This window comes from Pseudomonas sp. TMB3-21, from assembly GCF_054898145.1.
The window spans coordinates 539625-557108 of record NZ_CM142718.1; the positions used below are offsets into that span (position 1 = coordinate 539625).

The following is a 17484-nucleotide window of genomic DNA, read 5'->3' on the forward strand; positions in this document are numbered from 1 at the left end:
TCTAACTTTTATTTCACTCGACATCTTTCGAGTTTTTTTGTGCTGGCACGAAAAAATTTTTTTGATAGTGGCACAAAAATATCTCACACCTCTAAACCCCTGTTTACAAAGGCTGCGACGGATGTGCCAGCATTTTGAAACCACCGCCATACAGTTCAATATTTCAAAAAATTTCGAATTTCGCGATGGGCGGCCAGGAACTATGTCTACACTCGCAGCTCATACCACCGGTACCGATTATCTCTGAACATGTACGAGATAACTTACGCAGGGCTGAAACCCACATAGCAAAGTTGTCACAATAACTTTGGCTAAATGAGCTCTGCCTCGGGCACCGCCGGCTGACTCGCAGGATTGCACCATTGTCACCCCCTGCACAGCCGAGGCGACATTTTGACAGCGTGCTTTTCGGAGCACCTAACCGCTTGATTTTTGGGCGATGGGCCTGACGTCGAGCGAGCAGGATTTTTGCACAAAGGACCTCAGGCCAGAGGATCCAGCTGCATAACAGGGCAAGTCATAACAATAAGGCCTAGTTGCGCACATCTTGAGTGCATTTATTTGGACACTCGGAACTTAGATGCCTGCACACGGCACCGTGGCGCTTGCTTGCCACACTTCCGAGTGCGCTATGACCACTGGACACCATAACTTCAGCCATCTAATGGCTTGTTGAAAACAGTCTTGATTTCGATTAACGAGAGGTAAATGCGATGCGCATCAGCATATTTGGTTTGGGTTACGTGGGTGCAGTATGTGCCGGTTGCCTGTCTGCTCGGGGCCATGACGTCGTAGGCGTGGATGTTGCCAAAGACAAGATCGACATGATCAACTCCGGCAAATCGCCAATCGTTGAACCGGGTCTGGGCGAACTTCTGGCGAAAGGTATCGATACCGGCAAACTGCGCGGTACGACCAACTTCGCCGAAGCGATCCGCGACACCGACGTGTCGATGATTTGCGTTGGTACGCCGAGCAAGAAGAACGGCGATCTGGAACTGAACTACATCGAGGCCGTGTGCCGCGAGATCGGTTTTGTTCTGCGTGACAAGACCACCCGCCACACCATCGTGGTTCGCAGCACCGTGCTGCCGGGCACCGTCGCAAACGTCGTCATCCCGATTCTCGAAGATTGCTCGGGCAAGAAGGCCGGTGTTGATTTCGGCGTAGCCGTCAACCCTGAATTCCTGCGCGAAAGCACCGCGATTGCTGACTACGATCATCCTCCGATGACCGTTATCGGCGAGTTCGACACTGCATCCGGTGACGTTCTGCAAGCGCTGTACGAAGAGCTCGACGCACCGGTCATCCGCAAGGACATCGCTGTTGCAGAGATGATCAAGTACACCTGCAACGTATGGCACGCCACCAAGGTGACCTTCGCCAACGAGATCGGCAACATCGCCAAAGCTTGCGGCGTCGATGGTCGTGAAGTGATGGAAGTGGTCTGCCAGGACAAGCAACTGAACCTGTCGCAGTACTACATGCGTCCTGGTTTCGCCTTCGGCGGCTCTTGCCTGCCAAAAGACGTACGCGCCCTGACCTACCGCGCTGGCGCTCTGGATGTGGAATCGCCGCTGCTGAACTCGCTGATGCGCAGCAACGAATCCCAGGTGCAGAACGCGTTCGACATCGTTTCCAGCCACGACAAGCGCAAAGTTGCCCTGCTGGGCCTGAGCTTCAAGGCCGGTACCGATGACCTGCGCGAAAGCCCGCTGGTTGATCTGGCAGAAATGCTGATCGGCAAAGGCTACGACCTGAGCATCTACGACGCCAACGTTGAATACGCCCGAGTTCACGGTGCGAACAAGGATTACATCGAGTCGAAGATTCCTCACGTCTCGTCCTTGCTCAACTCCAACTTCGATGAAGTGATCAACAACTCCGACGTGATCATCCTTGGCAACCGGGACGAGAAATTCCGCGCCCTGGCGCAGAACGCTCCGGAAGGCAAGCAAGTGATCGACCTGGTCGGTTTCATGTCTAAAGCCACCAGTGTGAGTGGCCGGACTGAAGGCATCTGCTGGTAACCGGCAGGTTGTAAGCGCTTTGCGCTGATCGCCAGCGAGCCGGCTCCTACAGACCAACTCGGTTCTGTAGGAGCCGGCTTGCGGGCGGTAGCGTCCCCAAGGACGCCACAACCTTCGGCATTTTACGCCTGCCTTAACCCCATCGGGCCACCCCACAGGCTCGCCCGAGATCGAGACGGATGCAGATTATGCACAGGCTAAAGCACGGCCTACTACAGGCCGCCGGTTGGCTGTTTTACCTGATTTTGTTAATGGGCCTCGCCATGGCGTTGCCTATGTCCACGTTCGACTCTCAGTCGAAGGACTTCATTTTTCTGATCGGTATCGTCGGTATCTGGCGCTACTCGATGGGTGCCACGCACTTTCTGCGCGGCATGCTGTTTCTGTACGTGGTCTACCCGCACCTGCGGCGCAAAGTGCGCAAGCTGGGTAAAGCGGCGGACCCGTCGCACGTGTTCCTGATGGTCACCAGTTTCCGTATCGATGCCCTGACCACCGCGCAGGTGTACAGCTCGGTGATTCGTGAAGCGATCGATTGCGGCCTGCCAACCACGGTGGTGTGCTCGATCGTGGAAATGTCCGATGAACTGCTGGTGAAAAGCCTGTGGTCGCGGATGAATCCACCGGAGCGCGTCAAGCTCGACTTCGTGCGCATTCCTGGCACCGGCAAACGCGATGGCCTGGCTTACGGCTTCCGCGCGATCTCGCGGCACATGCCCGACGACCGCGCTGTTGTGGCTGTGGTCGATGGCGACACCGTGCTCGCTGAAGGCGTCGTGCTCAAGACCGTGCCGTGGTTCCAGATGTTCGGCAACGTCGGCGGCCTGACCACCAACGAGTTCTGCGAAGTACGCGGCGGCTACATCATGAGCGAGTGGCACAAACTGCGCTTCGCTCAACGCCACATCAACATGTGCTCGATGGCTTTGTCCAAACGCGTCCTGACCATGACCGGCCGGATGTCGGTATTCCGCGCTACCGTGGTGACCAATCCGGACTTCATCGCCGACGTTGAGAGCGACTCGCTGCAGCACTGGCGCCTGGGCCGCTTCAAGTTCCTGACCGGTGACGACAAGTCGAGCTGGTTCAGTCTGATGCGCCTGGGCTACGACACGTTTTACGTGCCGGACGCGGCGATCCACACCGTGGAACACCCGCCGGAAAAAAGCTTCATCAAGGCCAGTCGCAAACTGATGTTCCGCTGGTACGGCAACAACCTGCGTCAGAACGCTCGCGCGCTGGGCCTGGGTGTTAAACGTCTGGGTATGTTCACCTCGGTGGTGCTGTTCGATCAGCGCGTTTCGATGTGGACCTCGCTGCTGGGCCTGACTGTGGCAATCATCGCCACCTTCAAGTACGGCACCGCGTTCATCCTGGTTTACTTGCTGTGGATCGGCATCACCCGCCTGATCCTGACCCTGTTGCTGGCCTGCTCCGGTCACACGATCGGCCCGGCCTACCCGGCGATTCTCTATTACAACCAGATCGTTGGCGCGCTGGTGAAGATCTACGTGTTCTTCCGCCTCGACCAACAATCATGGACTCGCCAACCCACAACCCTGACCCGTGATCTCGCCAGCTTTCAACGTTGGTTCAACACCTGGTCGTCTCGGACCATGACCTTCTCCGCCGGCAGCATCTTTGTCGCCGTCCTGCTGATGATGGTCTGACCGCCCCTTATTGAATTAACAAGGAAATTGCCCCTATGAATACCGCCGTCAACGCTAACGTAGTGCACGAATCAGAAGCCCAGCGCCAGCACGCCCGAGTGAAAATTCCGGCCAAGCTGCGTTTTTTCGGTCCTGACCGGACGCCGCTTGAAGCCAAAGTGCTCGACCTTTCCGCCGGTGGCCTGGCGTTCAACGCCGGTCAGCTACCGCTGAAAGAGGGCGATGTGCACAAGGCACGTCTGCAATTCGTGATTGATAACCTTGGCCTGGCCATGGACGTCGAATTGCAGGTTCGTTCCATTGACCGCCCGACCGGTCGTGTCGGTTGCCAGTTCCAGAACCTGGAGCCGCAGGACATTTCGACCCTGCGTCACCTGATCACTTCGCACCTGGCCGGCGACGTCGTCAGCGTGGGTGAAGTGCTGGCGACTCTGCAGCGCGACAACTTCACCAAAGCGCGCAAGGTCAAGGACGGCGGCCACGGCATGAGCGCGTTCGGTCGTCTGCGTGCAGTGACCTTCAGCCTGGCGATTTTCCTGGTCGGTCTGGCGGCGTTCGGCTTCATTTTCAAATCGGTATACGGCATGTACTTCGTCAGCCACGCTCAGGCCGGTCTGGTCAGCGTGCCGGGCATGAACATCACCATGCCGCGTGACGGCACCGTGCAAAGCCTGGTGAAAACTGATGGCGTTGCGGCCAAAGGCGCCCCGCTGGCGACCTTCAGCACCAGCATGCTCGACGTGCTCAAAGGCCATCTGAACGAAGATCAGTTGAAACCAGCCAATGTCGAAGACCTGTTCGGCAAGCAAATGACCGGCACCCTCACTTCGCCGTGCGATTGCACCGTGGCGCAGCAGCTGGTCGCCGATGGTCAATACGCCAGCAAGGGTGACGTGATCTTCCAACTGGTACCGCGCAACAGCGAAGCCAACGTTGAAGCCCGCTTCACCTACCGTCAGTTCGCCGACGTGCGTCCAGGCTCTGCGGTCAGCTTCCAGATCGCCGGCGAAGACACCGTCCGCACCGGCAAAATCGTCAGCAGCACCAGCCTGAAAAGCGCCGACCTGTCTTCCGACATCCGCGTCCTGATCCAGCCGGACGAGCCACTGGACAGCAAGTTCGCCGGTCGCCCGGTTGAAGTGAACAGCGACCGCGGCCCTAACCTGAACTGGCTGATCGACAAAGCCATGGCTTCCGGTCTTTAAGTCGAGGACATGCCTGTGACGATTCCATTTATCCTCAGAACACCGCAATCCCTGTGGGAGCGAGCCTGCTCGCGATGGGATCGGCGCGATCTGTCTGAAGCATCTGCGCGCGTGAATCGCCAGCAGACTGGCGTCCACAAAGGTTATGCGTTGTGTGCAGTGGCGTTGGCCGTCAGCCTGGCCGGTTGCGCCGGTCTGCCCGACCAGCGTCTGGCCAACGAAGCCCTCAAGCGCGGCGACACCGCGCTGGCGGCGCAGAATTATCAGCAACTGGCCGACCTCGGTTACAGCGAGGCCCAAGTGGGCCTCGCCGATATCCAGGTCGACAGTCGTGACCCGGCGCAGATGAAACAGGCTGAGGCGACTTACCGCGCTGCGGCCAGCGTTTCGCCGCGGGCCCAGGCTCGCCTGGGTCGTCTGCTGGTGGCCAAGCCCGGTTCCACCGAAGCCGAACAGCACGAAGCCGAAGGCCTGTTGAAGAAAGCCTCGGCCGCAGGCGAAGGCAACACGCTGATCCCGCTGGCGATGCTCTACCTGCAATACCCACACAGTTTCCCCAACGTCAACGCACAACAGCAGATCAGCCAATGGCGCGCTGAAGGCAAGCCGGAAGCGGGTCTGGCCCAGGTGCTGCTCTATCGCACCCAGGGCACTTACGACCAGCATCTGGACGAAGTCGAAACCATCTGCAAAGCCGCGTTGAACAGCACCGACATCTGCTACGTCGAACTGGCCACGGTTTACCAGAAACAAGGCAAACCGGAGCAGCAAGCCGAGTTGATCAAGCAGATGCAGGCCGGCTACAGCCGCGGCACCGTTTCCGCGCAACGCGTGGACAGTGTCGCGCGCGTGCTGGGCGACGCCACCCTGGGCAAGACCGACGAAAAAACTGCCCAGGCGCTGCTGGAAGACATTGCTCCGGGTAACCCCGCTTCGTGGGTGAGCCTGGCGCAATTGCTCTACGACTTCCCTGAACTGGGCGATGTCGATCAGATGATGAAGTACCTCGACAACGGCCGGGCTGCGGACCAACCGCGCGCTGAACTGTTGCTTGGCAAGCTGTACTACGAAGGCAAAATGGTACCGGCGGACGCCAACCAGGCCGTAGCTCATTTTCAGAAAGCCGTTGGCCGCGAAGTGGCCGCCGACTACTACCTCGGCCAAATCTATCGTCGCGGTTACCTGGGTCAGGTCTATCCGCAAAAAGCGCTGGATCATTTGCTGACCGCTGCACGCAACGGTCAGAACAGCGCCGACTTTGCTCTCGCCCAGTTGTTTTCCCAAGGCCGGGGCACCAAGCCCAATCCGCTGAATGCCTACGTCTTCAGCCAATTGGCCAAGGCCAAGAACACCCCGCAGGCCACCGAGCTTGCACTAACACTTGAAGCCCAATTGCCGCCTGCCCAACGTGCCGAGGCCCAACGCCTGTTGAAACAAGAACAGGCCATTCGTGGCACCTCGAGCCAGAACACGCTGGAACTGCACGCCCTGAAAGAAGAAGAAGGCGAGGAAGCCCTATGAAGTTGAACCCATTTGTGAAGGCCGGTATCGGCCTGACGTGCGCTTTGCTGTGGTCGTGCCCGACCCTGGCGGCATTGACCGAATCCAAAAATTTCGGTCTGGATGTGAAAATCACCGGCCAGTCCGAAGACGACCGTGACCTTGGCACCGCCAGCGGCGGCGACGTCAGCGGCGTCGGCCTTGACCTGCGTCCATGGATTTACGGCGAACGTGGTGCGTGGAGCGCCTACGCGATGGGTCAGGCTGTCACGTCGACCGATATCATCGAAACCGACACCTTGCAGCAGTCTGACGACAGTGCCACCCAGGCCACTCAAAACAGCGATCGCGAGACCAAGAAAAACTACTTGGCCATGCGTGAATTCTGGATTGGCTATCGCGGCCTCACCCCGTACCCGGGCGAGCAGTTGAAGCTGGGTCGCCAACGCCTGCGCAATGACGACGGCCAATGGCGCGACACTAACATCGAAGCCCTGAACTGGACCTTCGACACCACCCTGTTGCGCGCCAACGTCGGTGTTGCCGAACGCTTCAGCGAATACCGCACAGACCTCAAAGAGCTGTCGCCGCAAGACGAAGATCGCCTGCACCTCTACGCCGATGCCGCCTATCAATGGATGCCGGGCAATTGGGTCGGCATTCGCGGTCATCAAACCTATGATGACGGCAAGCTCGACTACCCGGAACCGGGTGTTGCTGGTGATTCGCTGGACAAGAAACAGAACGGTGACATCAGCTGGCTCGGCCTCACCGCCGACAGCGATGCTTACAACTACCGCAACACCAACACCCTCAATTACTGGGGCAGCATCACCGGCATGAGTGGTGACACCGATACGGTCAATGCGCTGAACGCTGATGGTACGCGCCCGACCGAAGCCAAACGTGGTGAAGATCTCAACGGCTGGGCCACTGATATCGGCGTACGTTTGCGCCTCGATCCGCAATGGCAAGTCGGCGCTGCCTATGCCCGCGCCAGCGCTGAATACCAACAGAACGGCCTGGAAAGCAACCGCTCGAACTACACCGGCACTCGCTCGCGGGTTCACCGTTTCGGCGAAGCCTTCCGTGGCGAAATGAACAACATGCAAACCGCGACGCTGTTCGGTTCGTGGATGCTCAACGACGATTACGACGCCAGCCTGGTCTACCACAAGTTCTGGCGTGTCGACGGCAACAAGCCGGTCGGCAGCAATGGCATCAACGCCGTCGAGAACAACACCGATCCAACCGGCGCGATTCTCTCGACCTCGTCGCTGCCGCTGCAGGATGGCGAAAAAGACCTCGGCCAGGAAGTGGACCTGGTGGTCACCAAATACTTCAAGCAAGGCCTGCTGCCAGCCGCATTGAGCCAGTCGATCGATGAGCCTTCGGCCCTCGTGCGCTTCCGTGGCGGTGTGTTCAAGCCGGGCGATGCTTATGGCAAAGAAGTCGATTCGTACATGCACCGCGCGTTTGTCGACGTGATTTGGCGCTTCTGATGCAAACCGCGAAGGGAGTTCCTCACATGAACAGACCAAAGAGAGGCTCGTTGACCTTGCTGGCCGGCGCCATGCTGCTGGCAAGCTCGGCCGCCTTCGCCAAAGTGGAGCCGGCGAAGCCGGTTACCATGGCAAAAGAACTGCAAGAGGCCAAGACGTACACCGTCAGCAGCGCTCCGACTGCGCCGCTGGACTTGGCGAAACCGGTCATGCCCGATATCACGGGCTACACCGACCAGGCCATCGCCGCGAAGATCGTTCGCACCAAGGTCGGCAAGGTCAGTGTGCGTCGGATGATGCAGGAAAACGCGCTCAAGGATTTCATCGGCGGTGACAACAAGATGGCCGAATGGGTAGTGCGTCAGCACGGCATCCCGCAGGCGATCTTCATCGACGACGGCTACATGAACCTCAAGGACCTCGTAAAGAAGGTGCCCAAGCAGTACCTCAGCGAAACCTCGCCCGGTGTATTCCTGGCGAAGTTGCCGATTGTAGTCGGCCAGAAAGGTATCCTTGAAATCGACAAGCAGACTCAGGAACTGCGCCTGTCCGAAGAGGCCGGCTCATTCCTGGTCAACGACGGCCAGCTGTTTGTGCGTGATACCAAAATCACTGGCTGGCGTGAAAAGGCCAACGGCCCGGCGACGTTCAAGTCGGCGAATGCTTTCCGTCCGTTTCTGCTGTCCTGGGGTGGTACCGAGACCTACATCTCCAACAGCAAGATGGCCAGCTTCGGCTACGCCAACAGTAAGTCCTACGGCGTCAGTATTTCCCAATACACGCCGAACATGGCCAAGGTGCTCAAGCGTCCTGACCCGAGCGGCTGGATCATCGATTCCGAGTTCTCGGACATGTGGTATGGCTTCTACTGCTACGAAACCCGCGACTTTATCGTCAAGGGCAACACCTACAAAGACAACATCGTGTATGGCATTGACCCGCATGACCGTTCCCACGGTCTGATCATTGCCGACAACACCGTTTACGGGACCAAGAAGAAGCACGGGATCATTATTTCCCGTGAGGTCAACGACAGCTTCATCTTCAACAACCGCAGCTACGACAACAAGTTGTCGGGCCTGGTGATCGACCGTAACAGCGTGAACAACATCATTGCCTACAACGAGATCTACAAGAACCACACGGACGGCATCACGCTCTACGAGAGTGGTGACAACCTGCTGTACGGCAACAAAGTGATCAGCAACCGTCGCCACGGTATCCGGGTTCGTAACAGCGTAAACATTCGCCTTTACGAAAACCTCTCCATGGCCAACGGCCTGACTGGCGTCTACGGCCACATCAAAGACCTGAGCGACACCGACCGCGACTTCAAGCTCGATCCGTTCGATGCCCAGGTGTCGTTGATCATCGTTGGCGGCGAACTGGCCGGCAACGGCAGCGGCCCGCTGTCCATCGACTCACCCTTGAGTGTCGAGTTGTATCGCGTGTCCATGCTCGCTCCGACCAAATCCAGTGGCATCAGCTTCACCGGGATTCTTGGCGAGCGTCAGGACGAAATTCTTGACCTGCTGGTGCGCCAGCAGAAAGCCGTGCTGATCGACCCTGTCGAACGCCAGACCGACCTGCAGGACTGAGGATAATTTTATGCACCCACACTTGATCAAATTACTCAGCCTGTCGGCCCTGACCGCCGGGATTCTCGCGGCCAGCACCGGAGCTCGCGCGGATGAAGTCCAGGCGCCGAAATTCACGGCTGAGCCGTGCTGCAACCTGTGCCCGGCCGCCCACGACGCGAAGAATTACACCACGCGTTATCAGCAGAACTTCACCACGCTGGTGCAGGCTCAGGGCGACTGGCTGTTCCGTACCCAGGAAGACTTGCGCACCGAGTTCAACACCACGCCTGAAGGCTTCAAACGCATGCAGCAATTGCACGATGCGTTCAAGAGCAAAGGCGTAGAACTGGTGTTGGTTTACCAGCCGACCCGTGGTCTGGTGAACCGCGACAAGCTTAATCCTCAGGACAAGGCTGCCTTTGATTTCGACAAGGCACTGAAGAACTACAAGACCATGCTCGGCCGCTTGGCCGCCATGGGTTATGTCGTGCCGGACCTGTCGCCGTTGACCAACGAATCGCTGCCAGAAACCCTGCCCGCCCACGACTTCTACTTCCGTGGCGACCAGCACTGGACGCCTTACGGTGCTCAGCGCACGGCGAAAATCGTCGGTGAAAAGGTCAAACAGCTTCCGGCTTTCGCTGACATACCCAAGCGTGAATTCGAGACCCACAAGTCGGGTCGCATGGGCAAGACCGGAACATTGCACAACATGGCTGGTCAACTCTGTGGCACCAGCTACGCGGTCCAGTACATGGACCAGTTCACCACAGAACCAAAAGGCGAGGCCGGCGACGGCGACCTGTTCAGTGATTCCGGCAATCCGGAAATCACCCTGGTCGGCACCAGCCACAGCGGCAAGAACTACAACTTCGCCGGTTTCCTCCAGGAGGCCATCGGCGCTGACATCCTTAACGTGGCGTTCCCCGGCGGTGGCCTGTCAGGTTCGATGCTGCAGTACCTGGGCAGTGAAGAATTCCAGACCAAGCCGCCGAAGATTCTGATCTGGGAATTCTCGCCGCTTTACCCCCTCGACCAGGAAAACATGTACCGCCAGGTGATGGCGCTGCTGGATAACGGCTGCGAGGGTAAGGATGCTCAACTGACCGCCAGCAAGACTTTGAAACCGGGCAAGAACGAAGTGATGGTCAACAGCAACAACCTGAACCTGCAAAACGGCAATCATCAGCTCGACATCCGTTTCGCCGATACATCGGTGAAAACCTTGCAAGCCACCCTCTGGTACATGAACGGTCGCCATGAGGACATCAAGCTGGAAAAACCGGAAACCTCCGAAACTGACGGGCGTTTCGCCTTTGAGATGCGTACGGACACCGACTGGGCCTCGCAGAACCTGCTGGCTGTCGAAATCCAGGGCCCGCAACCGGGTGCCGCACCTCAGAAAGTCGAAGCGAAAATCTGCAAACGCAACGTATTCCCGGGCGCTGGGCTGAAAACCGCTCAGGCCGGGCAATGAGGCAACTATGCAAACCCGAACTTTGAAAAGATTGCTCGCGCCCTCCCTGCTGACGCTGGCGATGTTCGCCGGCGCCACTCAGGCCGCCGCGCCACTGCGCCCGCCACAGGGTTACTTTGCGCCGATCGAGAAAGTCAAAACCGGCGACCACAAGGACAGCTGTGACGCGACGCCGACGCCGTACACCGGTTCGCTGGAATTTCGCAGCAAATACGAAGGTTCCGACAAGGCTCGTTCGACCCTGAACAAGCAGTCGGAAAAAGCCTTCCGCGAGAGCACCGCCGACATTACCAAAATAGAGCGCGGCACCAGCAAGCGCGTCATGCAGTTCATGCGCGACGGTCGCCCGGAACAGCTCGAATGCACGCTGAACTGGTTGACCACCTGGGCCAAGGCCGATGCGTTGATGTCCAAGGAGTTCAACCACACCGGCAAGTCCATGCGCAAGTGGGCGCTGGGCAGCATGGCGTCTGCGTACATCCGCTTGAAGTTTTCGGAATCGCATCCATTGGCGAACCGTCAGCAGGAATCGCAGCTGATCGAGGCCTGGTTCAGCAAGATGGGCGATCAGGTGGTCAGCGACTGGGACAACCTGCCGTTGGAAAAAACCAACAACCATTCGTACTGGGCCGCCTGGTCGGTGATGGCAACGTCGATCGCCACCAACCGTCGTGACCTGTTCGACTGGGCCGTGAAGGAATACAAGGTTGGCGTCAATCAGGTCGATGCCGAGGGTTACCTGCCGAACGAATTGAAGCGCCAGCAACGCGCCCTCGCCTACCACAACTACTCGTTGCCGCCGCTGGCAATGATCGCCAGTTTCGCTCAGGTCAATGGTGTGGATCTGCGTCAGGAAAACAACGGCGCACTGAAACGTCTGGGTGAGCGTGTGCTCTCCGGCGTTGAAGACCCGGATGATTTCGAGAAGAAAAACGGCGAGAAACAGGACATGACCGACTTGAAAGTCGACTCTAAATTCTCCTGGCTCGAACCGTACTGCACGCTCTACACCTGCTCGCCGGACGTGCTGAAAATGAAACACGAGATGCAGCCCTTCAAAACCTTCCGCCTGGGGGGTGACCTGACCAAGGTCTACGACCCGGCGAGTGAGAAAGGCAAAGGTTCCTGACGCCGAACACGATCCCATGTGGGAGTGAGCCTGCTCGCGATTGCGGTCTGATATCCAGCAATGATGTCGACTGATACACCCCATCGCGATCAGGCTCGCTCCCACAGGGTCAGTGCAAGTCTTGGGTTTTTTGAGTTAGCCCCCCGGTTTTACGGTGGGGGGTTTGGGGGGGCTGCGGCCCTTGACTGTTGGTTAAAACTGGAGAGATCGGGATGGTATTTTCATCCAACGTGTTCCTGTTTCTGTTCTTGCCGATCTTTCTCGGCATGTACTACTTGAGCGGAATACGCTATCGCAATCTGCTGCTGCTGCTGGCCAGCTACGTGTTCTACGCCTGGTGGCGAGTGGACTTTCTTGCGCTGTTCGCAGCCGTCACGCTGTGGAACTACTGGATCGGTCTGAAGGTTGGCGCCGCTGGCGTGCGGACCAAACCGGCACAGCGCTGGCTGCTGCTCGGCGTGGGCGTCGACCTGTGCATTCTCGGCTACTTCAAGTACGCCAACTTCGGCGTCGACAGCATCAACGCGATGATGACCTCGGTCGGCCTGTCGCCGTTCATCCTGACTCACGTGCTGTTGCCGATCGGTATCTCGTTCTACATCTTCGAGTCCATCAGCTACATCATCGACGTCTACCGCGGTGACACGCCGGCAACGCGCAACCTGATCGACTTCGCTGCATTCGTCGCGATCTTCCCGCACTTGATTGCCGGCCCGGTTCTGCGTTTCCGCGACCTCGCCGACCAGTTCAACAACCGCACCCACACCGTCGACAAGTTCTCCGAGGGCTGCACGCGGTTCATGCAGGGTTTCATCAAGAAGGTCTTCATCGCCGACACCCTCGCGGTGGTGGCCGACCATTGCTTCGCTCTGGAGAACCCGACCACGGGCGACGCCTGGCTGGGCGCCCTGGCCTACACCGCGCAACTGTATTTCGACTTCTCCGGCTACAGCGACATGGCCATCGGCCTGGGCTTGATGATGGGTTTCCGTTTCATGGAAAACTTCAAACAGCCGTACATCAGCCAGTCGATCACCGAGTTCTGGCGTCGCTGGCACATCAGCCTCTCCACCTGGCTGCGTGACTACCTGTACATCACGCTGGGCGGTAACCGTAAAGGGACGCTGATGACCTATCGCAACCTGTTCCTGACCATGTTGCTTGGTGGTCTGTGGCATGGCGCGAACATCACTTATGTGATCTGGGGCGCCTGGCACGGCATGTGGCTGGCGATTGAAAAAGCCGTCGGTCTGAACACCTCGCCGCGCAGCATCAACCCGATCCGCTGGGCCTTCACTTTCCTCTTGGTGGTGATGGGCTGGGTAATCTTCCGCGCAGAAAACCTGCACGTCGCCGGCCGCATGTATGGCGCGATGTTCAGCTTCGACCAATGGTCGCTGTCGGAACTCACTCAGGCCAACCTCACCGGCCTGCAAGTGGCGACGATGTTCGTGGCGTACGCCACCCTGGCGTTCTTCGGCATTCGTGATTTCTACAGCAATCGGCCGCCGGCCAAGAGCACCGCGGACGTCAAGGTCGAGGCCGATGGCCCTGCCACTGCGACGCCTGGGATGATCAAAGCCGTACCGGGCGACAACCCGGCCAGCATCCACGAACCGGGCTACACCGTTGGCGTTGAAGCCACCGTGCAGCCGGCTTACTGGACTGCAGATTGGTCGCGTTATGTGATGCGCACGCTGGTACTGGTGCTGTTCATCGCCTCGATTTTCAAACTCTCGGCGCAAAGCTTCTCGCCGTTCCTTTACTTCCAGTTCTGAGGGATCTGAACATGACCCGCTCATTACGCCTCTTCTACATCGCACTGTTCATGGTGACGCTGGTCGTCCTCGGCCTGTGGTCGACGCGCAGCTTCTTCGGCTTCAGCACCAACGCCGATGCGACCGTGCTCAACGGTCGCTGGGCCAAGGCCGTCGAGACGCATTACGACGAAGAGTTTCCGATCAAACGTCTGGGCACCAACCTCTGGGCTGCGCTGGATTACAAACTGTTCAACGAAGGTCGTCCGGGCGTCGTGCTCGGTCACGATCAGTGGTTGTTCAGCGACGAAGAATTTGATCCGATTGTTAACGAAGAATTGAACCTGCAAGGCAATTACGCGCTCGTAGAAGGCGTCCGTCAGGAACTGAAAAACAAAGGCGTGAAACTGGTGATGGCGATCCTGCCGGCCAAGACTCGCTTGTACCCGGAACACTTGGGCGACGTGAAGCCTTCGAGCATTCACGCCAATCTTTACCAAGACTTCCACGCTCATGTGGCGGCCAACAAGATCATCGCCCCTGACCTGCTTGTCCCGCTGCAACAGGGCAAGCTCAACGGTCAGCAAGTGTTCCTGCGCACCGACACTCACTGGACTCCGGACGGCGCACAAATCGCCGCTCAGACCTTGGCTAAAACCATTGCCGAACAAACCCCTCTCAGTGGCGAGCCGCAACGCTTTGTCACCGAGCAGGTAGAGGAAGTAACTCACAAAGGTGACCTGCGTCTGTTTCTGCCGCTGGACCCGCTGTTCGAAAACATGATGCCGCCCACCGAACCGTTGCAGAAGCGCAACACAGTGCTTGCCGAGGGTCAGGCCATTGGCGATGACGCGATGTTCGCCGACACCGAAGTGCCCGTAGCACTGATCGGCACAAGCTACAGCGCCAACCCGAACTGGAACTTCGTCGGAGCGCTGAAAGAAGCGCTGCACAGCGATGTGGTGAATTACGCCGAAGACGGCCACGGCCCGATTCAGCCAATGCTCAGTTACCTGAAAAGCGATGCTTTCAAGAATAGCCCGCCACAGGTGCTGATCTGGGAGTTCCCTGAACGTTATCTGCCTGTGAACAACGATATCGGCGACGCCGACCCGAATTGGGTCGCAGAGCTCAAAGAAGCTGGAGCGCGCCAACAAAACGTAGCCGCAAACACAAAATCCGAGACGCCCGACCGGGCGCAAAACTGAAAGAGAGGTACTTACATGACTTTCACTACTACTCCTCGCCGTCTCGCCAAGACCTTCGCACTCGTTGCAGGCATGAGCGTGTTGTCCCTGCAAGCCTTCGCCGGCGATGCAGCACTTTACGGCCCGACCGCACCGAAAGGCTCAAGCTTTGTACGTGTCTACAACGCTGCCAACGCTGAAGTCAGCGCTACTGTCGGCAGCACCAACCTGGCCGACGTCGCGCCGCTGTCCAGCACCGACTTCAGCTTCATGCCGGGCGGCGACTACAGCGCCAAAGTCGGTAGCCAGACCCTGCCGGTGAAACTCGCAGGCGACCACTATTACACCCTGGTCAACAACGCCAGCGGCGCGCCGCAACTGATCGAAGAGCCACCGTTCCGGAACAAGCAGAAATCCCTGGTTCGCGTACAGAACCTGAGCGACAAGGCACTGACACTGAAGACCGCAGATGGCAAGACCGAAGTGGTCAAGACCGTCGCTGCCAAAGGCCGTGGCGAGCGTGAGATCAACCCGGTGAAGGTCAGCCTGGCGCTTTACGATGGCGAGAAAAAAGTCAGCGACCTGAAGCCAGTTGCCCTGGAACGTGGTGAGGCCGCCGTGCTTTACGTTACCGGCACCGGCAGCAGCCTGTCGCCAGTCTGGGTAAAACGCCCGGTTTCGACGCGCTAACAAATTTGCCCGGTTGACCCGGCTCCATAGGGGAGCCGGCCTGCCGGCGATGCAGGCAACTCGATTTTACAGCTGCACCGAGGTGATGCAATCGCTAGCTGGCTAGCTCCCACAAGGGCTGAGGTGTCAGTCGGGCGACGAAACAAAAACAAGAGTGAAACGACAGAACGCAGTAGCTCTAACCCATATGATTTTCGAGGAGTAACAAACATGATTCCGGTGATCTTGTCAGGTGGTAGTGGCTCACGTCTTTGGCCGCTTTCCCGTAAGCAATTCCCTAAGCAATTCCTCGCCCTGACCGGCGAACACACGCTGTTCCAGCAAACTCTGGAACGCCTGGTGTTTGAAGGCATGGACACCCCCATCGTGGTCTGCAACAAGGACCACCGGTTCATCGTCAACGAGCAGCTGAGCGCCCGCAAACTGCAGACCCAGCGCATCCTGATGGAACCGTTCGGTCGCAACACTGCGCCTGCCGTCGCGCTGACCGCGATGATGCTGGTCAACGAAGGTCGTGACGAGCTGATGCTGGTGCTGCCGGCTGACCACGTTCTCGAAGACCAGAAAGCTCTGCAACGCGCGCTGGCCCTGGCCACCGTTGCTGCGGAAAACGGCGAAATGGTGCTGTTCGGCGTCCCGGCGACCAAACCGGAAACCGGTTACGGTTACATCAAGTCGACCAACGATTCGCTGTTGCCGGAAGGCGTCAGCCGTGTTTCCCACTTCGTTGAAAAACCAGACGTGAAGCGCGCTACTGAATACGTCCAGTCTGGCGGTTACTTCTGGAACAGCGGCATGTTCCTGTTCCGCGCCAGCCGCTTCCTCGAAGAGCTGAAAAAACACGATCCGGATATCTACGACACCTGCCTGCTGACGCTCGAGCGCAGCCAACAGGACGCCGACACGGTGACCATCGACGAAGCGACTTTCGCTTGCTGCCCGGACAACTCCATTGACTATTCCGTGATGGAAAAAACCCAGCGCGCCTGCGTTGTGCCATTGACTGCAGGCTGGAGCGATGTCGGCTGCTGGTCGTCGCTGTGGGAAGTGAACCCCAAAGACGAAAACGGCAACGTCACCAAAGGCGACGTGATCATTCAGGACAGCAAAAACTGCATGATCCACGGCAACGGCAAACTGGTGTCGGTGATCGGTCTGGAAAACATCGTCGTCGTTGAAACCAAGGACGCCATGATGATCGCGCACAAGGACAAGGTCCAAGGCGTGAAACAGATGGTCAACACCCTCAACGAAATGGGCCGCACCGAAACCCAGAACCACTGCGAAGTCTATCGTCCGTGGGGCTCCTACGACTCGGTTGACATGGGCGGCCGCTTCCAGGTCAAGCACATCTCGGTAAAACCGGGCGCGTGCCTGTCCCTGCAGATGCACCACCACCGCGCCGAACACTGGATCGTGGTCAGCGGCACCGCTGAAGTAACCTGCGACGAAAACGTGTTCCTGCTGTGTGAAAACCAGTCGACGTACATTCCGATCGCTTCGGTTCACCGTCTGCGCAACCCGGGCAAGATCCCGTTGGAAATCATTGAAGTCCAGTCGGGCAGCTACCTCGGTGAAGACGATATCGAGCGCTTTGAAGATATCTACGGCCGGTCTACGCCGATCGAACGTGGCGTATCGGTGAAAACCATCGCGCAGTAAGCGTTAAGCAAAAAAGAAGCCCCTGCTCAGCCCATTGCGATCCCCCATCCGCAGTGGTTTGGGTGGGGGCTTTTTTCTGCCCAAGGAAATTGCTC

12 protein-coding genes are annotated in these 17484 nt (G+C 58.2%); all 12 read left to right on the forward strand.

The annotated features are described in order from the left end of the window. Positions 1-713: 713 nt before the first annotated feature. The 12 genes from ACYZTS_RS02630 (at position 714) to ACYZTS_RS02685 (ending at position 17389) form a co-directional block, all read left to right on the forward strand. A complete protein-coding gene (locus ACYZTS_RS02630; protein WP_461993814.1) occupies positions 714-2030 on the forward strand; it encodes a nucleotide sugar dehydrogenase in 1317 nt (438 codons plus the stop codon). 188 nt (positions 2031-2218) lie between these two features. Further along, the gene (gene alg8, locus ACYZTS_RS02635; RefSeq protein WP_442961322.1) at positions 2219-3700 is read left to right on the forward strand and encodes a mannuronan synthase; all 1482 of its coding nucleotides are present in this window, start codon (positions 2219-2221) and stop codon (positions 3698-3700) included. A 35-nt stretch (positions 3701-3735) separates the two neighbouring features. Then, a complete protein-coding gene (locus ACYZTS_RS02640) occupies positions 3736-4905 on the forward strand; it encodes an alginate biosynthesis protein Alg44 (protein ID WP_028623547.1) in 1170 nt (389 codons plus the stop codon). A 15-nt stretch (positions 4906-4920) separates the two neighbouring features. Further along, positions 4921-6426 carry an alginate biosynthesis TPR repeat lipoprotein AlgK gene (gene algK / locus ACYZTS_RS02645; RefSeq protein ID WP_028623548.1) on the forward strand — a complete coding sequence of 502 codons (1506 nt, stop codon included), beginning with the start codon at positions 4921-4923 and terminating at the stop codon, positions 6424-6426. Next, the gene (locus ACYZTS_RS02650; protein ID WP_461993817.1) at positions 6423-7907 is read left to right on the forward strand and encodes an alginate export family protein; all 1485 of its coding nucleotides are present in this window, start codon (positions 6423-6425) and stop codon (positions 7905-7907) included. The genes algK and ACYZTS_RS02650 overlap by 4 nt, the downstream gene beginning before the upstream one ends. 26 nt (positions 7908-7933) lie before the next feature. Next, positions 7934-9505, forward strand: a complete 1572-nt coding sequence (algG, locus tag ACYZTS_RS02655) for a mannuronan 5-epimerase AlgG (protein ID WP_028623550.1) — start codon at positions 7934-7936, stop codon at positions 9503-9505. Between the two features lie 10 nt (positions 9506-9515). Then, positions 9516-10964, forward strand: a complete 1449-nt coding sequence (locus tag ACYZTS_RS02660; RefSeq protein ID WP_461993820.1) for an alginate O-acetyltransferase — start codon at positions 9516-9518, stop codon at positions 10962-10964. 7 nt (positions 10965-10971) lie between these two features. Then, the gene (locus tag ACYZTS_RS02665; protein ID WP_028623552.1) at positions 10972-12093 is read left to right on the forward strand and encodes a mannuronate-specific alginate lyase; all 1122 of its coding nucleotides are present in this window, start codon (positions 10972-10974) and stop codon (positions 12091-12093) included. 212 nt (positions 12094-12305) lie between these two features. Further along, a complete protein-coding gene (locus ACYZTS_RS02670; RefSeq protein ID WP_461993822.1) occupies positions 12306-13871 on the forward strand; it encodes an MBOAT family O-acyltransferase in 1566 nt (521 codons plus the stop codon). A gap of 11 nt (positions 13872-13882) precedes the next feature. Continuing rightward, positions 13883-15058 carry an alginate O-acetyltransferase gene (locus ACYZTS_RS02675; protein ID WP_461993824.1) on the forward strand — a complete coding sequence of 392 codons (1176 nt, stop codon included), beginning with the start codon at positions 13883-13885 and terminating at the stop codon, positions 15056-15058. 15 nt (positions 15059-15073) lie between these two features. Further along, complete coding sequence (locus ACYZTS_RS02680) at positions 15074-15727, forward strand: alginate O-acetyltransferase AlgF (RefSeq protein ID WP_028623555.1); 654 nt, start codon at positions 15074-15076, stop codon at positions 15725-15727. A 210-nt stretch (positions 15728-15937) separates the two neighbouring features. After that, on the forward strand, positions 15938-17389 hold the full coding sequence (locus ACYZTS_RS02685; RefSeq protein WP_028623556.1) for a mannose-1-phosphate guanylyltransferase/mannose-6-phosphate isomerase: 1452 nt from the start codon (positions 15938-15940) through the stop codon (positions 17387-17389). Positions 17390-17484 lie beyond the last annotated feature (95 nt).

Excerpts from the sequence above, each read along its gene's own strand:
- ACYZTS_RS02670 (WP_461993822.1), top strand. The coding sequence starts at position 12,306 with ATGGTATTTTCATCCAACGTGTTCCTGTTTCTGTTCTTGCCGATCTTT.
- ACYZTS_RS02660 (WP_461993820.1), top strand. The coding sequence starts at position 9,516 with ATGCACCCACACTTGATCAAATTACTCAGCCTGTCGGCCCTGACCGCC.
- ACYZTS_RS02630 (WP_461993814.1), top strand. The coding sequence starts at position 714 with ATGCGCATCAGCATATTTGGTTTGGGTTACGTGGGTGCAGTATGTGCC.
- alg8 (WP_442961322.1), top strand. The coding sequence starts at position 2,219 with ATGCACAGGCTAAAGCACGGCCTACTACAGGCCGCCGGTTGGCTGTTT.
- ACYZTS_RS02640 (WP_028623547.1), top strand. The coding sequence starts at position 3,736 with ATGAATACCGCCGTCAACGCTAACGTAGTGCACGAATCAGAAGCCCAG.
- ACYZTS_RS02665 (WP_028623552.1), top strand. The coding sequence starts at position 10,972 with ATGCAAACCCGAACTTTGAAAAGATTGCTCGCGCCCTCCCTGCTGACG.
- algG (WP_028623550.1), top strand. The coding sequence starts at position 7,934 with ATGAACAGACCAAAGAGAGGCTCGTTGACCTTGCTGGCCGGCGCCATG.
- ACYZTS_RS02650 (WP_461993817.1), top strand. The coding sequence starts at position 6,423 with ATGAAGTTGAACCCATTTGTGAAGGCCGGTATCGGCCTGACGTGCGCT.
- ACYZTS_RS02680 (WP_028623555.1), top strand. The coding sequence starts at position 15,074 with ATGACTTTCACTACTACTCCTCGCCGTCTCGCCAAGACCTTCGCACTC.
- ACYZTS_RS02685 (WP_028623556.1), top strand. The coding sequence starts at position 15,938 with ATGATTCCGGTGATCTTGTCAGGTGGTAGTGGCTCACGTCTTTGGCCG.
- ACYZTS_RS02675 (WP_461993824.1), top strand. The coding sequence starts at position 13,883 with ATGACCCGCTCATTACGCCTCTTCTACATCGCACTGTTCATGGTGACG.